Source organism: Nocardia higoensis, assembly GCF_015477835.1.
In the GTDB taxonomy this organism is placed as follows: domain Bacteria; phylum Actinomycetota; class Actinomycetes; order Mycobacteriales; family Mycobacteriaceae; genus Nocardia; species Nocardia higoensis_A.
In genome coordinates this window covers 1-16,783 of record NZ_JADLQN010000016.1, presented here as the reverse complement: position 1 = coordinate 16,783, position 16,783 = coordinate 1, and the positions used below count along the sequence as shown (strand labels likewise).

The window sequence follows — 16,783 nt, the reverse complement described above, 5'->3', positions numbered from 1 at the left end:
GCGACACCGACGCGACAGCCTCGCGCGACAACCAGATCCTCGCGCTGCTGGACGCGGGCAAATCGGCCCGCGAGATCGCCACCGAGATCGGCGTGCACCACAGCACTGTCGCACGCCACATCAAGCGACTGCGCCCGCCGGCGGAAGAGTCCGCCGCACAGACTCTCCGGCTGATCGCCGGAGCCAACTGATAACCAAGGAGTAGCAATCATGACCGCCATGACCGACCTGGACTTCATCAACGCCAACCTGATGGGCTCCGACGCCCGATCGGCGTTCGGCTCGGGCGCCAAGCCCGGCGACCAGCTGACCGGCGAGATCGTCTCCGTCGAGCGCCGTCACCGCCGCCACCGCGAGACCGGCGAGCTGCTGTACTGGGTCAACCGCAAGCCCACCCCGGCCGAGTCCGGCCAGCCCGTCTACGACTCGGTGCTGCTGGTGCAGACCGACCAGGCCGTCGACGATGACGACGACGGCATGCGCGCGCTCTACCTGGACCGCGACGTCCAGAAGGCCATCCGGGCCGCGGTGCAGGCCTCCGGAGCGGGCAAGATCGAGCTGGGCGGCCAGATCCTCGGCCTGCTCTACGTCGGCCCCGATCCCAAGATCAAGGGCGCCCGCGAGTACCAGGCGAAGGGCTACCAGCCCCCAGCCGCATAACCGCAGCTCAGAACCCCCAAAGACCCCCGATCGGCTGTTCGCCGGTCGGGGGTCTTTGCGTGCGCCCTGCCCTGTAACCGTTCCTTTGCCCGCTCCCTCCATCAGCGAAGCGGAGCGGCGGCGCGACCGGGTCAAGGGTGGCGCTTGCGCCATCGGCTTGCCGACGCCGCAGGCGCCCTTGATGCGGTCGTGACGGCGTTCCACACTGACACCGCTGAGGGAGCGGGCCGCAGGCCTTCGGCCGGCGTCTGTCCGAGGCCGGGCCGATCAAGATCGGCCCAGGTCAGGGCGGTGGCTGGTCGCGGTGTTGGTGTTGAAGTGGTCGAGAAGAAGTCATGAAAAAAGATCATGATCGCTGCGCGATCCTCATTCTCACCAAATGCATGCCCTGAGCTGGGTTTTCGTGGTGGTCCCTCCCACCCACCCACCTTGGAGATCAAATACACACTGCGTGCGCATTTGATCTCCAAGGTGGGTGGGTGGGAGGGAGTTGGGTGGGTAGGTGAGGGGATGTATTTGGTGAGAATGAGAAAAGAAAAAAGATTGTGTGGGTTGCGTTGGGTGGGTATCGGTGCGTTGGCATGGTGGTTGCGTTGGTAGACGTTCCGTCGCCTGCGGCGCCGCTTCCAGGGGTTGATTCATGGTGTCTGCGCTGCGGTCTACTGAGTTCGCGGCTCGGTAGCTGGACAGCTTCGTAGGGCGCGTGTGACGTCGTGCACGTGGTGCGCTGGCTCAGGCATCAGCGGAGGTCGAGCGGCGCGAGTTCCGCCAGGTCGGGGGTACCGCGAGCTGCGCTCGCGCCTGCTTTCCGCCGGGTGTGGCGGGCGGTGCCTCTCCGGTCAGCCAAGACGGGCCTATCACCCGGGTGCCGGGTATCCAGGGCGCCTACGGCGTCGGCAAGCCGATGGCGCAAGCGCCACCCTGGACACCCGGCACCCGGGTGATCGAAGATGCCCAGGCTGACCGGAGAGACACCACCCACCACGCACTACAGCCACGGCTCCACTACGGAAGAGCTGAGCAGCCGGGGGCTGCTACCGGGGGCCAGCCCCCAGGACCCCCGCCCTCGGCGGGGGCCAGGCCTCCCAGAGAGGGGTTGGCGCGGATCCGGCGGCAGGTAGGTCTACCGCAACAGAACAGCATCCACACCAGTTATTGAGGTGCTATCGGAGGTTCGCTCGGCTGGTGTGCAGACTGTGATGTCGGGTGGTACTCGTCCAACCAAGCCAGTGTTTCGGTCCAACCGACCGCACGAATACGTTCGGTCAGTTCTTCGGCAGCTGCTGGGAGAAGAACTCCTGCGCCGGTGCGGTCGAGCAGTCGATAGGCCCGATCGCGCCAAATTCGCTCGGCTCGCTCCGGCCAGCTCACCTCGTCGCCAGCCTTCTCGATCAATTTGCGGGCTGACGACTTCAGGGCACGAGCGGGGTCGGCATCGAGCCACAGCAGTAATGAGGTGGCCTGTCCGATGTCGGACCAACCACGGCGGTAGCGCAGGTATTTGGCAACTACGGGGGCGAACTCGTGGACGATGGCGTACATGTGCTCGACGGTCGGACCATCCGGCCACCAGCACAAATACCAGCCCTCATCTGGACCGCGATACTGGCGCTCGATGAGCAGGCCGCCGAGATGACTATCGAGAAGGCGAGGGAGCCGGGTCATCTGGCGGTACCACTCATCGGTGTACCTGGGCATGTGCCCGAGGGTATGCGGCAAGCCGTCGAACAAGCCCCGAATATCGGACACCGGTGCTCGTACGCGTTCCTGGACAGCACTCAGGCCGGGTCGTGTTGGCGGCCCGGCCTGGGAGAGTGTGAGGTGATCAGCGGGCGTTCGGCATGGTCCCGTCCGGGCCCGGCCGAGGAACGCCTGCGGCATCCAGATAGGCCGTGATGGCAGCGTCGACGGTGTCGGTCAGTACGCCGCCCTGCTCCACCAGCCACGCCAGACGCAGCGTGGTCTCGACTCGCAGCTGCGTCGAGAACGGGCGCTTGTCGCCGCGCTTCTTCATCGGGATCGCGATCGTCGGCGCGGCCGGGAGCGGATCAGTTGACGGTTGCGGCGCCGCGGGCGCGGTGGTCGCTGCCCGCGCGGTGTCGGCAGCGTCCTGCTCGGCCTTGAGCCGGGCAGCTTCCTCGCGTCGTGCGGCGCGGCTGCTTTCGATCGGGAGGCCTGTGGCTCGGGCGGCGTTCATGATGCGTTGATCCTCTCGTCGAGTCGGAGGGCCGCGTCCTTGTAGGCGACCGCGGCGCTGGAGGTGGGGGCGTGGACGTGGATCGGTATTTGCAGGCCCTTGGCTTCCACCACGCGGACCGTGTGCGGGATCTCGCCCAGGTAGGCCCCGCCGTTGTTCCATTCGCCCCAGTCGCGCAGCAGGAGGTCACGCACGTTGCGCGAGGCGACGGGCTGTCCGTCGAAGTCGGTCAGCAGCACGTACCGGATATCGAGATCGGCGTTGAACGTCTCCTGTGCGTCGCCGACCGAGTTGCCCAGCTCGATCAGGCCGTCGACCTCATCGGAACCGGCCTTGAGGACCGCGAGCACGTCATCGGCTGCGGCGAGCGCGGCCGCGGTCAGCTCGCCGAGTGCCGGCGGGCAGTCCAACAGCACGTAGTCGTAGCCCTCGAGCTCGTCGAGCTGGCGCGCGAGACGCAGCTGCCCGCCCGATCCGAGGCCGCTGCGCTCGTGCCTGCGCATAGCCAGGTGCGCCGGAGCGACATCCACGCCGAACGCGGTGGGCCGGATGATCTCGGCCAGCGGGACGCGCATCTCGCGGTCAGGGTGCAGCACCTCGAACATGGTCGCGTCATCAGCGCCGAGGGTGATGCCCAGGCCCTTGGTCGTGTGCGCCTGCTGGTCCATGTCGATCAACAAGACTTTGCGGCCGAGAGCGGCCAGCTGCGCGCCGAGGTTGATCGTGGTGGTCGTCTTGCCGACACCACCTTTCTGCAGCGCGATCGCGATGGCACGGCTCATTCGTCGTCTCCCGTCACGTACAGGTGAGCGAGCTGCTGCTGCGCCTGGTCGAGTAGCCGGCGCAGGCTACGTACGTCCCGGCTCGCCTCGACGCCGAGTTCGTCGGCGGCGATCAGCGCCGCACTGGACGGATCGGCGTCGGCGACGTCGTGGCGCAGATCGGCGCGGCCGGAGACGGCGACGCAGGAGTTGGCGAGCTGGGTGAGCACCTGCTCGCTGATCTGCGTGGCGTGAGCGAGCGATCCGGTAGCGGCGTAGAGGGTCGGCACGTCGAGGTCGCGGCGAGTGGCGTGAGCGAGGTAGCGCATCAGCTCTTCGATCGCCGTCGCCGCCGCCGCGATCGACTCGGGCGTGTGTGGGCCGTCGGAGTTCCAGCGTCCGCGCACGAAATCAGTGGGGTCGGTGAGGTGCTGGCCGGGGAGAGTCATGCCTCCATCGTACTCGCATACATGCAAAATGTCTGTTGAATGTAGGTAGACAACATGCACAGAACATGTTCCTTACATGTACGCTTTGAACTGCGGCGATTGCCGCTATCGACACGATGGGAGCGGGACCGTGGGCAGTCGGAAAAGTGCGAGCGAGCTGGCCGGAGAATTGGCCGGCCTCGGTGAAGAGATCGAGCGCCTGGCGCGCGACGAGACGCGCGTCTATCTCGGGCGCCACATCGAGGAGATGTTCGTCGGCGGCCCGAAGGTCAGCAGGCGCCGGTTCGGCCTCCGGAGCCCGCAGGACTGCGTCGAGGACCTGCTCGAAGAGCCCGCTTTGCGCGAGATCCCGGAGCTGGCCGAGTTCGTCGCGCGGCTCGGGGGAGAGGGAGTGACTGCGGACTTCACTGCCGGGATCTTGTTCGCGGCGCGGCTCATGCAAGACACGACATTCGACTACTGACAGCGCACATGTACGACACATGCGGTTTGCATGTGCCGTACATGTAGGCCACCGCTCATTTGGTCAGTCGTGCCCAGCGCCCGCGGCTGCACCTCTTGTCGCTACCGTCCCGCTCCACAGTCACACCGACGAGAAGGAGAGTAGGGAATGTTTCCGTTCACGCTGCACGTGCCGGAATCCACGAAGCGCACGATCATCGCAATGGCTGCCGAGTCTCTGGGGCCAGTGCTCGCACCCGTGGTCGAGGCGATCCGGGCCGACCAGGCCGTGATGCCCGACCTGGTAGACCTACGGGTCGACAGGCCGATCGCCCCACCGAGATAAATGTCCGGTTTGCCCTGACCTGGCCGCCGATAATGCTTGCTTACCGGCGGTCAGAAACGGAATACATGTACGTCTACATGTAGTCGTGCATGTAGAGTACATGCACTGTCAGGCCTGGGCGGACGACCGTTCGTCAACCAGTAGCCCGTCGCGGCGTGCGATGTGAAGAAGGCCCCCAACCGCGCCGACCGAACAGCCCAGTTCATCCGCGATCTGCTTGTACGTCGCCCCGCCAGCTCTGAGCTCGGCCGCGCGTTCGCGGCGTTCCCGTGCACGGGTTTCGAAGTCGTCGCGCGGTTCGGCGACCAAGCGACGGATCGTTCGAGGCGAGACGCCGAGCTTGGCAGCGCCTTCTCGGGCGGACATTGAGCGCCTGGCGGTGGTTTCCGCCTTGCCGGAGGAGTTCACAGCAGCACCGCCTTTGCGAGCTCTCGGTCAACTTTGGTGGCGCGCGCGCGGTTTGCTTCACGCTTCGCGTCGGTCACCTTTCTTCCGCCGTTCCGCCCGCGCCGCGCCTGCTCTTCGCTCAGGGTGCGCTTGATATTGCGCCATGTCCAGCGTGAGACGGAGCGAGACAGACAGGTTGTTTCGGTCCAGCCGAGCGGGCCGGCGGTGAACGCCGGGCCGATGATGGCTTCATTGCGGTCCCAGGCGTAGGCAAGAGCTACCTCGTCCCACTCAACTGGGTCCTTGTAGTCACGAACCCGCGGGTACGCCCACTTGCGCTCCAGTTCGAACAAGGCGCAGTTGCGTCCTGTCGTGGAATTCTGAAGCAGGGTTCGTTGCTCGCGCTGACTCGTCGCGCGTCGAGGCAATGCACCCATCTTCCGAAGAGGGCCAGCGAGGTCACTGAGCGAGTAGACCGCGGTCGCCGGGCCCCAGAGCGTCATGTGGTCCGCGTGCGTCGGATTCTTGGTGAAGCGTCCCGAGTAGGAGACGTCACCGCCGAGGACGTCATTCAAGCCCTGCTCGATACGTGCAAGCAGGTTGACTGGCGCCCGACGCGCTGCGTCTGTCAGGCACACCGGCTTATCCAAGGCGAAAACGATGTGCCCGCCCTTCGTGTGCGGATTCATCGGAATGTACGACGGCGTCGGCAGGCCGGTCATGCTCACGATCTCGTCGGCGCGGCCGCCGTCGTGGTCGGTGATGATCAGGGACTGCATGCACAGCGGATTCGCCTCGACGTATGCCTTGGTGAGCGCACGGTCGCGGGGCATCCGGTACTTCGGCCCGTCCTTCTTGGTTCCCGCAAGGGGATACCGAGGGAGCCACTTGCGTTCGAACACGGTGTCAAACGTCAACTGGGTCGGATCGCACCATTCAGCTTCCGCATCGTCCGCTAGCGCGAGGGCCACATCAACAGTCACCTCGCACACCTTGCCCTGATTTTCGCAATATTGGGGTAGGACACGCCAAGCCTAATCAGATAGTTCCGGTCTGCGCCCACCCACGCTGGGGTTTTCCGGAAATATTGGGGTAGGACACGCCAAGCCTAATCCATAAAATATGTTCATATGAACATATGCGATAATGCGCATATGTTCATATGTCGGGATTCGTTCCTTTGGAACCGACAACCGACACGGCCTGCTCTGGAGCATCCAGTCACACGCTGGACCGTCTGAGAAGGAGATCACGGCGGTCCGGTTTGGATTCGATTTGGTCAAGCTCTGCCTGGACGACGTTCGCGAGCATCTGCACGTCGTGAACCGTTTTTGAGGGGAGTTGGTGGAGGTCGCCAGCGAGCGGCGTTAGGACGACACCGGAGGCTCCAGCGTCGAGCGATTCACGGATGTGTCGAGCGCTGCCATCCCAGAGCAGGAACTCTGGCGCCGCCGCATGCAGGGCACGCACCTGGGTGGTGTCGACTTTCGAGATCTTGCCGCCGAGCGGAGCGATCGCGGCGGCTGTAGATGTGCGCGCCAGCTCCGGTGTCCACACTGGCCCGCCGTAGGCCGGGTGACTGTAGATAGTGGCCGGCGGTAGCGCGCTGAGCCACCGGAGAACATCCGCGCCGACGAAATCCGGCGTCATGACTGCCATAGGCAGGACATCGCGCTCGCGAGCCGAAGCGATATCTCGCCAGGACCAGGAGCAGGCTAGGAGCCGTTCTTGTCCAACTGTGTCGAGCCAGATATCGAGAACGGCTTCGCGATCGGCGACGTGAAGTTCGCGGCCGCCGGTCGTAGAGCCGTTGATCAGGAACCGATCGACCCAGCTGTCCGCGGCTGATTCGGCGTAGCGGCGCGTCCGCTCGAGGTCGATCTCGCCGGTTGTGTGGGGGATATGTAGGGCCGGGACGATGACGGACCACGCGTTCATTCGACAGCTTTCATGATCTGTTGGGCGGCGTCTTCGGCCGCCGTGTTGTTGGTGTCGATCCGGAGGTCTGGCGCGGTCAGGCGTGGAGTCTCATCCCACGCGATGAGCCGCGCTTCTGTGTCTCCGGTATCGCGTGCGGCGATGCGTTCGGCCGCCGTCTCGCGCGGACACCACAGCTCGACTACCAGCCAGCTCGCGGAAGGCTCGGCATCGAGCAGTGCCACCACACCCTCAGGCTGCCCGAGGTGGACTACCGGGATCAATCCCGCCGCCCGCATTCGCTCGATCTCAGGTCTGTCAACGACGTACGTCGCGCCGTAGCGCCTGTTCGAGTAGAGCACTCCGCCGGACGATTCCAGTCCGATGAGATCCTGCTGCTCGCCCATGCGGTACCCAGCGGTCCGGCCGCCGCCGATCTTCAGTCGCCGAAAGTGCTGGGCGCGAGGTTCCAGCACGGTGAGCGCCGCGGTCACTGTGTCCTTTCCGGAGGCTGGTGGGCCGTAGAGGACGATGCCGCCGCGGCTCACCGGCTGGGTTCCAGCGAGCGAAGGAAGTCCTTGATCTGCCCCTGAAGCGGCGGGTCGCTGGGGTTGTTGTGGATCACCGTGTGAGGCCAGGGCGGGGTGAACTCAAGGTCGACGGTGCCGATGTAGGTGTCCCAGTTCGCGAGCTTCCATGTGTCACGTGCTGCTCCGCGGCGCTCGACATAGGACCGCATCGATTCGGCTGAGCAGCGGATCCAGACGACCGACATCTCTACGCCCAGCCCGGCGAGTGCGGCGGAGGTTCGCTCGAACCATGCAGGGGAGTGGAATTCGCGCAGGTAGGGCGCGGTCGCGACCACGCTGACGGCGCACCCGGCATTCTCCATCACGGCTGCTTCGAGGCACTGGTACTCGGCGGGGCGAACGACCTCGAGGTACGTCGGCGACTCTCGGTCGGAGATGGTCGATCCGAGCTGGACCAGTGCGGCATCGACCACGCTGCGGGTGATCGTGTCCTTGTCCAGCATCGCCCAGCCGGTTTCGCGGGCGATGATTCGGCCGGTCTCGGTCTTGCCAGACCCGGCATATCCGCCGACGAACACGACGCGCGGACGACCCGCAATCCGGCCCGCCGGCGCACTGCCGGGAAGGGCGACAACCCGGCCGGAGCGGGCCCGGCTCACGATTAGCCCCTCGGCCAGCAGCGTGTCCATGGCCTTGTTCACGGTGCCGACGCCGACGCCCCACTGGTCCGCGAGAACGCGGCTGGTGGGCATCTTGTCTCCCGGCCGGAGCCGCCCGGACTCGATGTCGTTCCGCAGCTCGCGGGCGATCTGTGCCGATCGCGGATCGTTGCTGCTGATCTGTTCAGTCATGACGTCTGGTCCCCATCATCAGTGGCGAAATCGCAGGTAGACGGTATCAGTCCGGACCGTCAAAGCGGCCCGTGACCTCTGTATCTGCGCATTTCCTGGGAAATTCTCACGGAATCCCTGGACTCTGAACGGTTCAATTGGTACTTTGTGAACAGTTCAGATTATGACCACAATCTCCCTTGGGAGGGTTCAGTGAGAAAGCCCCTGCTCTTGTTGATGGCAGTCTTGGCGCTCTACGCGCTGGCTGTTGCCTGGAACGGCGCGATCCAGCTGCTGCTACTCGCGGCGTTCATCTGGGTACTTGTGAAGTTCAACCGGGTGTTCAAGCGCCACGGAGTGCGGCGATGATCGGCCCCGTCGTCAAGACCGACGACGCGGTGATGCGTGCCGGTTCGCGGGCTTACGGCGCGCTGCCGCCGGTGTTGCAGGGCATCCTGCTCGTCCTGGCGCTGCTGGTCGGCGTGGTCGGCTGCTCGATCGCTTGGGTTGATCAGCAGTCCTATGTGCCGAGCCCGAACATCTGTCGGGTCCACGAGGTGCAGCGCACCGATTGCCAGCACGTGCAGCGTGTGACGCCGACTTTGGCGGGAGTGCAGCGATGACCCCGCAGACCCGTATGCAGCTGGCCGATCTGGCCGAGGACATGCACACCGCTGCCGTCGAGGTCGGAGACACGACCGAGGCGGGCGGCGCCCGACAGTTCATCGCGCAGCGCGCGATCCGCGCCGACGATCTGCGGCGCTACGCCTACGGCCAGGCGCCGGAAATCGAGTGGGAGTTCGACCGATGAGCAGCAACCGTATTCGCCTGACCCCGATCGAGGGCTGCGCCCCGGAGCGGGAGGTCTACATCGGTTGGGACCGCGGTATGCAGACCTACTTCGCCCAGGTCTTCGACGGTGTCGATTCGACCGGCGAGGACGTGATCAGCCTGGACCTGGGGAACGAGCCCGGCGAGCTCGCCACGGCCGCCGAGGCCGTCGAGGCCGTCCGCGCTTATGCGGAGATCCCGGAGGATCTGGCCTCCAGCCTCACCGACCAGCAGGCCGCGCCGGGCGCGTTGGAGCCGTCGCCGTTTCTGCCGCCGAGCTGGGACGGGTTCGACCGATGACCCGCGCGGCCCGGCGTCCGGTCAGCAGGCACACCTCGCGGGTGCCTCAGCAGCCCGAAGGGCCGGAAGCGGCTCACGCTCCGGGCATCCCGACGCCGATCACGGAGCTGCCGCACCTGGCCGAGGCCGCGCGTCGGCTCGGTCAGACCGGCCGCGTGATCCGGGTGGATGCGCCGAAGCCGCGGACCGTCCGGACGCAGGGCCGCCGCGCCGGCCAGTGGCTGATGTCCGGCGAGCAGCTGAAAACACCGACACCGCATTCATTTACGCCCGCCGAGATCGCCGAGATCGAGCGCGGAGACATCTGGGAAGGAGGGTTCGACCGATGATCTGGAACCGCAACAACGCCAAGAGCGGCGGCGACCAGGCCGCCGAGATCGCCCGTCTGCGTGAGGCCCTGGCCGATCGGGACCGGCAGCTCGCCGAGATGGGGCGTCAGCTCGATGACCTGCTCGACCGCGAGTCCATGCACGTCTACGACCCGGACATGGAGCGGCTGGCCACGGCGGCCGCGATCGAGCGCCAGGGCGCGGCCCGTGTGCGGCGTAGCCCGGCGCAGGCCTGCCCGGCTGGGCGACCGGACCTCAAGGTCATCGCCGACATCAGCGAGCTCACGGTCACCGCCCCGCGGATCGACCGGGGTGCGTGGATGGGGTTCGACCGATGAGCAAAGCGAGCCTGCCGAACCCGAATGACCTGATGACGTTCCGTGCGGCGGGCGCGCTGCTCGGTGTGACGCATACGTCCATCCGTCGCTGGATCACCGAGGGACATCTCAGCGAGTACCGAATTGCCAACAGCCCGCGGGTGAATCGGCACGAGGTTCTGAGTCTGATCGTATTGGTGCGCCCCGCGCAGGCGGTGACGCGATGAGCAGCGTTCGTTTGAGTCCGCGGGATATGTGGGCGCTGCAGTGGGTCGCGGAGATGTACGCGGTGCCGATGTGGGTGCTTGCGTTGCTGCTCGGTACCAGCGAGCCGAACGCGTATCGGGTGGCGTCGCGGTGGAAGGCGGCCGGGATGCTGCCGAGCAAGAAGGTGTACCGGCCGATTCCGGGGTCGCAGTGGGTTGTGCCCAGTAGTGAGGTGGCGACTTCGCTGCTCGGGTTCCACTGCGCTGGTTGGGTGCCGGGTCCGAAGAACGCGAACCATCTCGCAGTCACTGCTCAGGTGCGGATCGCGTTGGCGGGCAATACGGCGTGCGAGGAGGACTCGTGGGTGTCGGAGCGGGTGCTGCGGCATTCGAACCGCCCGGACAGCTTCGGTGGGGCGCGCCCGCATCTGCATGACGGGCATTTCACCGATGACCTGGGCCGTTTGCACGCGATCGAGGTCGAGCTGACCCGCAAGGGCAGCGCCGATGCCCGCACGAAGGTCCGCGCCGCTTACGAGGCCGCCAAGGCGGCCGGCGCGGCTTCGCTGCTCTACTACGCCACTCCCGAGGCCGCGACCCGTGTCGCGACGGCCGCGCAAGCCGTTCTGAGGCCGACCAGCGCCGACCCCGAGTTCCGGGTCCGTCCGTTGGATGACCTGATCAAGAAACAGACCGAAACTGACAGGCCCCGTGGGCTTTTCGCTGCTGGAGGTGCAGCATGAATGACTTCCTGAGGGCGCCTGCTTCGTGCACGCCGATGATCACCGCCAACGATTGCGCGCCGTACGCGCCGACTCCGGTCGCCTCGCCGTCGCCCGCTCCGACCGAGCCGGTCGGCCAGGTGCCCGACGTGGACCCGTCGGCCCCGCCGATTCCTGGCGCGGATTCCCCGCTGGTGTCGTGGGTCGAGGACATCCACCTGCCGGACCTGTCCGGGATCACCGCTGAGGGTGTGCTCGACGGCCTGGCCGTGGCCGGTGTGCTCGGCGGCTCGGTCGCTGCGGTCACCGCGGCCGCGGTGGCGAGTTCGTGGCTGTGGACCTGGACCCCGATCCGCCTGCGGAACTTCGCGGTCGGGTCGTGTGTGCTGCCTGGTTCGGCGATGCTGATCGACGGCTGGTCTGCCGTGCGTGACGATATCGCTCAGGCCTGCGCCGAGGTCGCGGCCGGAATGCCTGCTCAGGGTGCGGCGACGGCGGCTGTGGCGACCGTGCCGGTCGGGTGGGCTGCTGCGGCGTTCCTGTCGGCGAAGTACTTCGACCAGCGCGATACCCGCGGCTTCAAGTCGCCGGCGCGTACCGATCGGGCGATGTGGGCGCGTCGTCGCCGGGAGATGGCGGCCGCGACCCGGATGTCGGCGACAGCGATGCCGCTGGTCGCTGGGACTGTGGGCCCGGACCCGGTGATCGGTCGCACCGCGAGCATGTCGGGCACCGCCCCGGCCCGCTCGGTGGCCGGTCGGCTCACCGGCCGCTACGAGAGCCTGTTCCGGATCACCTGGCTGGCGATGCGTGAGCACGTCGTCGCGATCGGTAATCCGGGCTCGGGCAAGACCACGATGATGGTCCGCGCGATCCTCAGCTTCTGGGCGGCGGGGTGGCGTCGTCATCAGCAGTGGTGGCGCTCTGACCAGGCCGGTCGCCCGCTGGCGGTCATCATCGACGTCAAGGGCGCCCGCGATGCCCGCCGCACCGCCGCGACCGTGCGGGATGCGTTCGTGGCGATGGGCGGCGATCCGGCGCGGTTCGCGTCCTGGCCCGACGAGATGGAGCTGAGCTTCTTCGGCGGCAAGCTCCCCGACGAGGTGGAGGAGCGCGAGCAGCGCGCCCGCGAGCTGTCCTCGAGGTTCGAGGGCCTGCTCGGTGCGGGGATGACAACCGAGGGCATGGACCCGGCCGAGGCCTACTACATCAACATGCGCAAGGCGGTCCTGCACCTGGTCGTCGACGCACCGAACCCGGACCTGGATCTGGAGGCCGGCCAGGACCCGCCCACCAGCTTCTTCGAGTACTTGGCACGGATGGACCGCGCCGAGCTGGTGCGCCGCTGGGCGTCCTACCCGGACGAGATCGACGCGATCACCGCGGTCACGGCATCGGAGAAGAACCCGATCCTGATGGCCGAGCGCACCGCGATGATGAACATCAGCCGTGAGCTGGGCGAATCCTTCGACGGCACTGCGGAGCTCACCGATTACGACATCGTCTACTGCTGCTTGGAGGGCATCACCAGCCCGCTTTTGGCTCAGGCGCAGTTCGGTGCACTGGTGTCGATGCTGACCATGCTCGCCGGTCGCGATCACGGCCGCACGATCCAGCTGTTCTGCGACGAGTTCGCGCAGGTCTGCGGTGACGCCGGCGCGGCCCGCATCGTCGAGCTGCTGCGCTCGGCGAACATCGGCAGCGCGTGGTTCTCGCAGTCCTGGATGGGGTTGGGCGCCAACGACGACCAGCGCCACCGGCTCGTCGATTCCTGCTCGGGCGGCATCCTCGCGATGCGCGCCAACAACGCCGGCGCTTTGGCCGAGAAGATCGGCACCCGCAAGACGGCCGCGTTCTCGCGCAAGGTCGTCGGCGGCGGGCAGCTCGGCGACGAGGGCAACGTCCAGAGCGACGACTCCTTCATCGTCTCCCCGGCGGTGCTCGCCGACTTCGGTCCCGGCGACATCGTCCACGTACGCGGCGGCAAGGCCCGATTCGGCCACGTCTCCCCGCTCGATATTTCGGCTCTGCGCCCGCTGCCGGGCCTGGCCAAGTCCACCACCACCCCGGCCGCTCCGGCCGTCGTCAAGAAAGCAGTCGCGTAATGAGCATCGACCCGAACGAGAGCCGCGAGGAGTTCGTCCTCGCCCGCTACGACGAGGAATTCGCCGCCGACAAGGGCATCGCCGAGGCGCTGGCCGCCCTGCCGCAGCCGGTCACCCCAACCGCGCCCAAGGCGGTGACCTGGGTGAAACCGACGATCGGGCACGCGGACTCGCTGCGTGACCGGGCGCGGGTGTGGGCGCCGGCGATCGCGTCGACGGTGGTCGTGGCCGCGCTGCTCGTCGGCCCGGTCGATGTGCCGATGACCGGCCCGCTGATCGCCTACGCGCTGGCCTGGCTCAGTTTCGGCTGGTGGACCGCTGCCGGTCGGCCCGGCCCGCGCGACACCGCGCTGCTGCTGGTGCGGGCGGCGATGAAGACCGGTCGCGGGATCGCGATCGCCACGGTCGCCGTGGTCGGTGTCCTGCGCCGCGCGCTGCGGCTGATGGGCCGGGCACTGCGTCGCATCCGCCGCGTCCGCGTCCGTCGTGTCCGTCTGGCCGGTGCCTGAGATGACCGACGACGCGACCATCGTGGCCCGAGCCCGCGCGCAGGAGCTGCTCGCCGAGTGGAACCGGCTGATGGACCTGGACAACACCCCGCTGGAGTTCATCTATCCCGACAGCGGCGCCCAGGGCTGGCTGGACTACAGCGCCGAGATCCACGCCGTCGAGCTGGAACTCAACGCCCACATGCGTGAGCACTACGACGCCCTGGTCGACCAGCCGATCTGGAGTTCCTGGTTCGCCCCCGGTGACGAGCCCCCACGCCCCCGGATTCCCGAGGTGTCCGCGCCGATCTTCGGCAACGACCCCCCGTTCTGAACCAACCAACTACAGCAGTCTCCGCCAGATCCGGTGGGACATCGAAGAGGAAGGAATCCAGTAATGGCTGACAACGAAGTGGACCAGATCACCCGCGAGATGCGGGCGTTGGGTCAGGCCGCGACCGCGGCGATCGCCGCGTGGCGGCGCCAGAACCCTGGCAAAACCCGAGTGCCGCGCAAGGTCCGCAAGGAGGCGGTGCGGGAGTTGCGTGAATCGATGCGCGCTCACGAGCGGCTGATTGCTGATGAGCGGCGGTTCCAGCGCGCATCGGTCGAGCAGATGATCGCCAACCACCGCGCGATGAGCCTGGACCTGCATCGGTCTGCTCCGGGAACTCCGGAGCAGTACGCGCGGGCGCAGTGGGCTCATGCCCAGCAGCGTCACATGCTGGCCGAGCAGATCCATGCGGCTGGGCATCTGACCCGTGAGGAGCGGGGCCAGGCGGTGATGGCGTTGGTCAGCGCGCATTATGCCGATGACCCGAACGTGCGGCAGCGGCCGGTGTGGGGTCCGAAGCCCTACGGAATGACGGCGCTGAAAGCGCGTTTGGCCGAGCGTGTTTCGCGGGTCCAGGAAGGGTTGGAACAGCGACGCGAAAACCGTTCGGCGCGCAAGGCACCGCCGCGACCGGCCGCGCCGAGTATCCCCGGGATGCATCAGGATCGGTCGAATCCGATGCCGGCGCAGGACCAGGCCGCGAACGCGCGGCGCGCGCAGATGCGGCGTCAGGATCTGGCCGAGGAAGCCTGGTGGCAACAACAGTGGGCAGAGGCCGGCGCCACGCCGGATCCGATACTGGATCAAGCCCGGTGGCAACAGCAACAGTGGGCACAGGCCGACGCCACGCCGGATCCGATGCCGGATCGGTCGGCTGAGATCGCCGCGCTGGAGCAGCAGCTGCGGAACCTCGCCGCCGAACGCGACCTGGAACGGCGTGCGATCGCCGAGCGCGATCAGTTGCGGGTCAAGGTCACCGAGCTCGGCGAGAAGGTTCTCGACGCGCGCCAACAGCACAAGTCGGTCGCCGACCAGCTCGCTCAGCGCGGCCAGGAGCTGACCGACGTACACGCCGAGCTGGCTCAGGTGCGCGGTGAGCGCGACGCGGCGGTGCGCAAGCTCATCGAACACACTCCGCCCCAGCAGCGTTACGGCAGCCCGGAACGACAGGCCCAGCAAGCTCGCCCGACGACGAAGACACCGAAGAGCCCGGAGGTCCCGAAGGCCGAGGCCACCCCCGAGACGCCGGAGGCGCCGCAGGCCGAGAGCGCGCCCAAGGCTCCGGCATCGCCGAAGCGGACCGGGTCGCGCTCGCGCAAGAGCCCCGCGGCTCCGGCCGCTCCGGAGAAGGAGTTGGCGGGCGCGGTGGCCGGCGCCGCGACCGGTGGCCGTAGTAACGGCTCGACGCGGCGGGTCAATGGTTCGCGCAAGCTGGTCAACGAGGTTCGTGTCGATACCCCGACTCAGATCGGTGTGGTGATCGAGAACGGCCGGATCAAAACGCCGGCGCCGGCGGCCCGGATCAACGGCAGCCGCAAGGTCACCACGCCCGCCGCGCCGTCGGCATCGGAGATTCCGTGGCCGGCCGAGGAGCCGCCGAACGGGTTCGAGCCGCCGGAGTTCGACCGATAGCCGACCGATCGCTATTTCCGCCAGTGATCCGCTCCGGGCCGTAGCCGCTGGAGTCTGCAGCCCGGAGCGGATCACTCCAGATCGACCAGCAACCGCGGGCGTGCGACGCGCCCGCACTCGCACAGGAGGTTCACAACGATGGATGCGACACCGAGCGACACCGCTGCGACACAAGGCGACACCGCTGCGACAGCTGCTGTCGCACCGGTGCTCGACGGCCCGGATCGCGCGACAGCGCCCCCGGCCGATGCGACAAAGGTGTCGCATCCGCGCATGGACATCACCGAGATCACTGCTCTGCTCATGACGCTCGTGATCGGCGGCGGCGCGTTCGCGTGGTCCTTCGCGGCCCTTTCCGATCTATCGGTAATGGCCGGGATCACGCCGAAGCTCGCCTGGGTCGGCCCGGTCTTCGTCGACGGAGCGATCGTGCAGAGCACCGTCGCGCTGGTCTCGCTCCAGCGCCGCCGCAAGGCCGGCATCCCGATCCCCGCGGCAACGGTGCGGTTCTTCTGGAGCCAGCTCGCCCTTGCCGAGCTGATCAGCATCGCCGGAAACGGTCTACACGCTGCGGAATCCGACCAGAGAGTGCTTCATGCGGTCATCGCGGCCTGCGTAGCGGGCGCCGCCCCGCTGGCGGGCCTGGCCGCCACGCACGGCCTGACCGCACTGCTGGAAGTTCCCCGGACTGCCCCCGAGCCGACCGCCGAGGACGAAACCCTTACGGCAAAGGTCGATAAAGCATCAGAATCTATCGTCGATACATCTGCGACAGTGGGTGTCGCTGTCGCATCCGGGAGCGACAACGGTGCGACACCGCGCGACACCGGTGTCGCACAGCGCGACAGCAGTGCGACACCGGCTGTCGCAGAGGGCGACACCGACGCGACAGCCTCGCGCGACAACCAGATCCTCGCGCTGCTGGACGCGGGCAAATCGGCCCGCGAGATCGCCACCGAGATCGGCGTGCACCACAGCACTGTCGCACGCCACATCAAGCG

General features: G+C 67.1%; 25 protein-coding genes. 16 read left to right on the top strand and 9 right to left on the bottom strand.

The features are described 5' to 3' along the window. Positions 1 to 191: helix-turn-helix domain-containing protein (locus tag IU449_RS28495; RefSeq protein WP_195005274.1), on the top strand; the 191-nt coding region annotated here is incomplete at its 5' end. Positions 192 to 210: 19 nt separating this feature from the next. Next, complete coding sequence (locus IU449_RS28490; protein WP_195005273.1) at positions 211 to 660, top strand: hypothetical protein; 450 nt, start codon at positions 211 to 213, stop codon at positions 658 to 660. A 1,152-nt stretch (positions 661 to 1,812) separates the two neighbouring features. Here the strand turns inward: IU449_RS28490 and IU449_RS28485 are convergent. From IU449_RS28485 to IU449_RS28470, 4 genes are all read right to left on the bottom strand, one after another. Next, positions 1,813 to 2,358, bottom strand: a complete 546-nt coding sequence (locus tag IU449_RS28485) for a hypothetical protein (protein WP_195005272.1) — start codon at positions 2,356 to 2,358, stop codon at positions 1,813 to 1,815. Positions 2,359 to 2,485: 127 nt separating this feature from the next. Beyond that, complete coding sequence (locus tag IU449_RS28480; protein ID WP_195005271.1) at positions 2,486 to 2,857, bottom strand: hypothetical protein; 372 nt, start codon at positions 2,855 to 2,857, stop codon at positions 2,486 to 2,488. Beyond that, complete coding sequence (locus IU449_RS28475; RefSeq protein ID WP_195005270.1) at positions 2,854 to 3,639, bottom strand: ParA family protein; 786 nt, start codon at positions 3,637 to 3,639, stop codon at positions 2,854 to 2,856. The genes IU449_RS28480 and IU449_RS28475 overlap by 4 nt, the downstream gene beginning before the upstream one ends. Beyond that, positions 3,636 to 4,067, bottom strand: a complete 432-nt coding sequence (locus IU449_RS28470) for a hypothetical protein (RefSeq protein ID WP_195005269.1) — start codon at positions 4,065 to 4,067, stop codon at positions 3,636 to 3,638. Before IU449_RS28470 ends, IU449_RS28475 begins: the two co-directional genes overlap by 4 nt. Before the next feature lie 76 nt (positions 4,068 to 4,143). Here IU449_RS28470 and IU449_RS28465 point away from each other — a divergent pair, with 76 nt between their 5' ends. Continuing rightward, positions 4,144 to 4,530 (top strand): hypothetical protein, encoded by a 387-nt coding sequence (locus tag IU449_RS28465; RefSeq protein ID WP_195005268.1) that lies wholly within the window; start codon positions 4,144 to 4,146, stop codon positions 4,528 to 4,530. Positions 4,531 to 4,962: 432 nt separating this feature from the next. Here IU449_RS28465 and IU449_RS28460 read toward each other — a convergent pair whose 3' ends face one another. The 5 genes from IU449_RS28460 to IU449_RS28440 all read right to left on the bottom strand — a co-directional run bounded on the left by IU449_RS28460 (position 4,963) and on the right by IU449_RS28440 (position 8,539). Continuing rightward, positions 4,963 to 5,262 carry a replication protein RepB gene (locus IU449_RS28460; RefSeq protein ID WP_324188466.1) on the bottom strand — a complete coding sequence of 100 codons (300 nt, stop codon included), beginning with the start codon at positions 5,260 to 5,262 and terminating at the stop codon, positions 4,963 to 4,965. Then, a complete protein-coding gene (locus tag IU449_RS28455; RefSeq protein WP_195005267.1) occupies positions 5,259 to 6,224 on the bottom strand; it encodes a replication initiation protein in 966 nt (321 codons plus the stop codon). Before IU449_RS28455 ends, IU449_RS28460 begins: the two co-directional genes overlap by 4 nt. Positions 6,225 to 6,462: 238 nt before the next feature. After that, positions 6,463 to 7,179 (bottom strand): hypothetical protein, encoded by a 717-nt coding sequence (locus IU449_RS28450; protein WP_195005266.1) that lies wholly within the window; start codon positions 7,177 to 7,179, stop codon positions 6,463 to 6,465. After that, positions 7,176 to 7,652, bottom strand: a complete 477-nt coding sequence (locus IU449_RS28445) for a kinase (RefSeq protein WP_324188465.1) — start codon at positions 7,650 to 7,652, stop codon at positions 7,176 to 7,178. Before IU449_RS28445 ends, IU449_RS28450 begins: the two co-directional genes overlap by 4 nt. A gap of 50 nt (positions 7,653 to 7,702) precedes the next feature. After that, on the bottom strand, positions 7,703 to 8,539 hold the full coding sequence (locus IU449_RS28440; RefSeq protein ID WP_195005264.1) for an AAA family ATPase: 837 nt from the start codon (positions 8,537 to 8,539) through the stop codon (positions 7,703 to 7,705). Positions 8,540 to 8,755: 216 nt separating this feature from the next. On the opposite strand from IU449_RS28440, the gene IU449_RS29575 reads away from it, so the two are divergent. The 13 genes from IU449_RS29575 to IU449_RS28380 all read left to right on the top strand — a co-directional run. After that, positions 8,756 to 8,887 (top strand): hypothetical protein, encoded by a 132-nt coding sequence (locus IU449_RS29575; protein WP_255586809.1) that lies wholly within the window; start codon positions 8,756 to 8,758, stop codon positions 8,885 to 8,887. Beyond that, entirely contained in the window at positions 8,884 to 9,141 is a 258-nt protein-coding gene (locus tag IU449_RS28435; protein WP_195005263.1) for a hypothetical protein, read from the top strand. Before IU449_RS29575 ends, IU449_RS28435 begins: the two co-directional genes overlap by 4 nt. Further along, the gene (locus IU449_RS28430) at positions 9,138 to 9,329 is read left to right on the top strand and encodes a hypothetical protein (RefSeq protein WP_195005262.1); all 192 of its coding nucleotides are present in this window, start codon (positions 9,138 to 9,140) and stop codon (positions 9,327 to 9,329) included. The genes IU449_RS28435 and IU449_RS28430 overlap by 4 nt, the downstream gene beginning before the upstream one ends. Further along, complete coding sequence (locus IU449_RS28425; RefSeq protein ID WP_195005261.1) at positions 9,326 to 9,649, top strand: hypothetical protein; 324 nt, start codon at positions 9,326 to 9,328, stop codon at positions 9,647 to 9,649. Before IU449_RS28430 ends, IU449_RS28425 begins: the two co-directional genes overlap by 4 nt. Next, positions 9,646 to 9,978, top strand: coding sequence for a hypothetical protein (locus IU449_RS28420; protein ID WP_195005260.1), 333 nt, complete (start codon positions 9,646 to 9,648; stop codon positions 9,976 to 9,978). The genes IU449_RS28425 and IU449_RS28420 overlap by 4 nt, the downstream gene beginning before the upstream one ends. Further along, positions 9,975 to 10,316, top strand: coding sequence for a hypothetical protein (locus IU449_RS28415; protein ID WP_195005259.1), 342 nt, complete (start codon positions 9,975 to 9,977; stop codon positions 10,314 to 10,316). The genes IU449_RS28420 and IU449_RS28415 overlap by 4 nt, the downstream gene beginning before the upstream one ends. Next, a complete protein-coding gene (locus tag IU449_RS28410; protein WP_195005258.1) occupies positions 10,313 to 10,522 on the top strand; it encodes a helix-turn-helix domain-containing protein in 210 nt (69 codons plus the stop codon). Before IU449_RS28415 ends, IU449_RS28410 begins: the two co-directional genes overlap by 4 nt. Before the next feature lie 26 nt (positions 10,523 to 10,548). Further along, positions 10,549 to 11,244 carry a hypothetical protein gene (locus IU449_RS28405; protein ID WP_195005257.1) on the top strand — a complete coding sequence of 232 codons (696 nt, stop codon included), beginning with the start codon at positions 10,549 to 10,551 and terminating at the stop codon, positions 11,242 to 11,244. Then, positions 11,241 to 13,328 (top strand): hypothetical protein, encoded by a 2,088-nt coding sequence (locus IU449_RS28400; protein ID WP_195005256.1) that lies wholly within the window; start codon positions 11,241 to 11,243, stop codon positions 13,326 to 13,328. Before IU449_RS28405 ends, IU449_RS28400 begins: the two co-directional genes overlap by 4 nt. After that, positions 13,328 to 13,837 (top strand): hypothetical protein, encoded by a 510-nt coding sequence (locus IU449_RS28395; protein ID WP_195005255.1) that lies wholly within the window; start codon positions 13,328 to 13,330, stop codon positions 13,835 to 13,837. Before IU449_RS28400 ends, IU449_RS28395 begins: the two co-directional genes overlap by 1 nt. A gap of 1 nt (position 13,838) precedes the next feature. Further along, positions 13,839 to 14,150 (top strand): hypothetical protein, encoded by a 312-nt coding sequence (locus IU449_RS28390; protein WP_195005254.1) that lies wholly within the window; start codon positions 13,839 to 13,841, stop codon positions 14,148 to 14,150. A gap of 63 nt (positions 14,151 to 14,213) precedes the next feature. Beyond that, entirely contained in the window at positions 14,214 to 15,782 is a 1,569-nt protein-coding gene (locus IU449_RS28385) for a hypothetical protein (RefSeq protein ID WP_195005253.1), read from the top strand. 273 nt (positions 15,783 to 16,055) lie between these two features. After that, positions 16,056 to 16,783, top strand: a 728-nt coding sequence (locus tag IU449_RS28380; RefSeq protein ID WP_195005252.1) for a DUF2637 domain-containing protein, incomplete at its 3' end; no start/stop codon positions are given.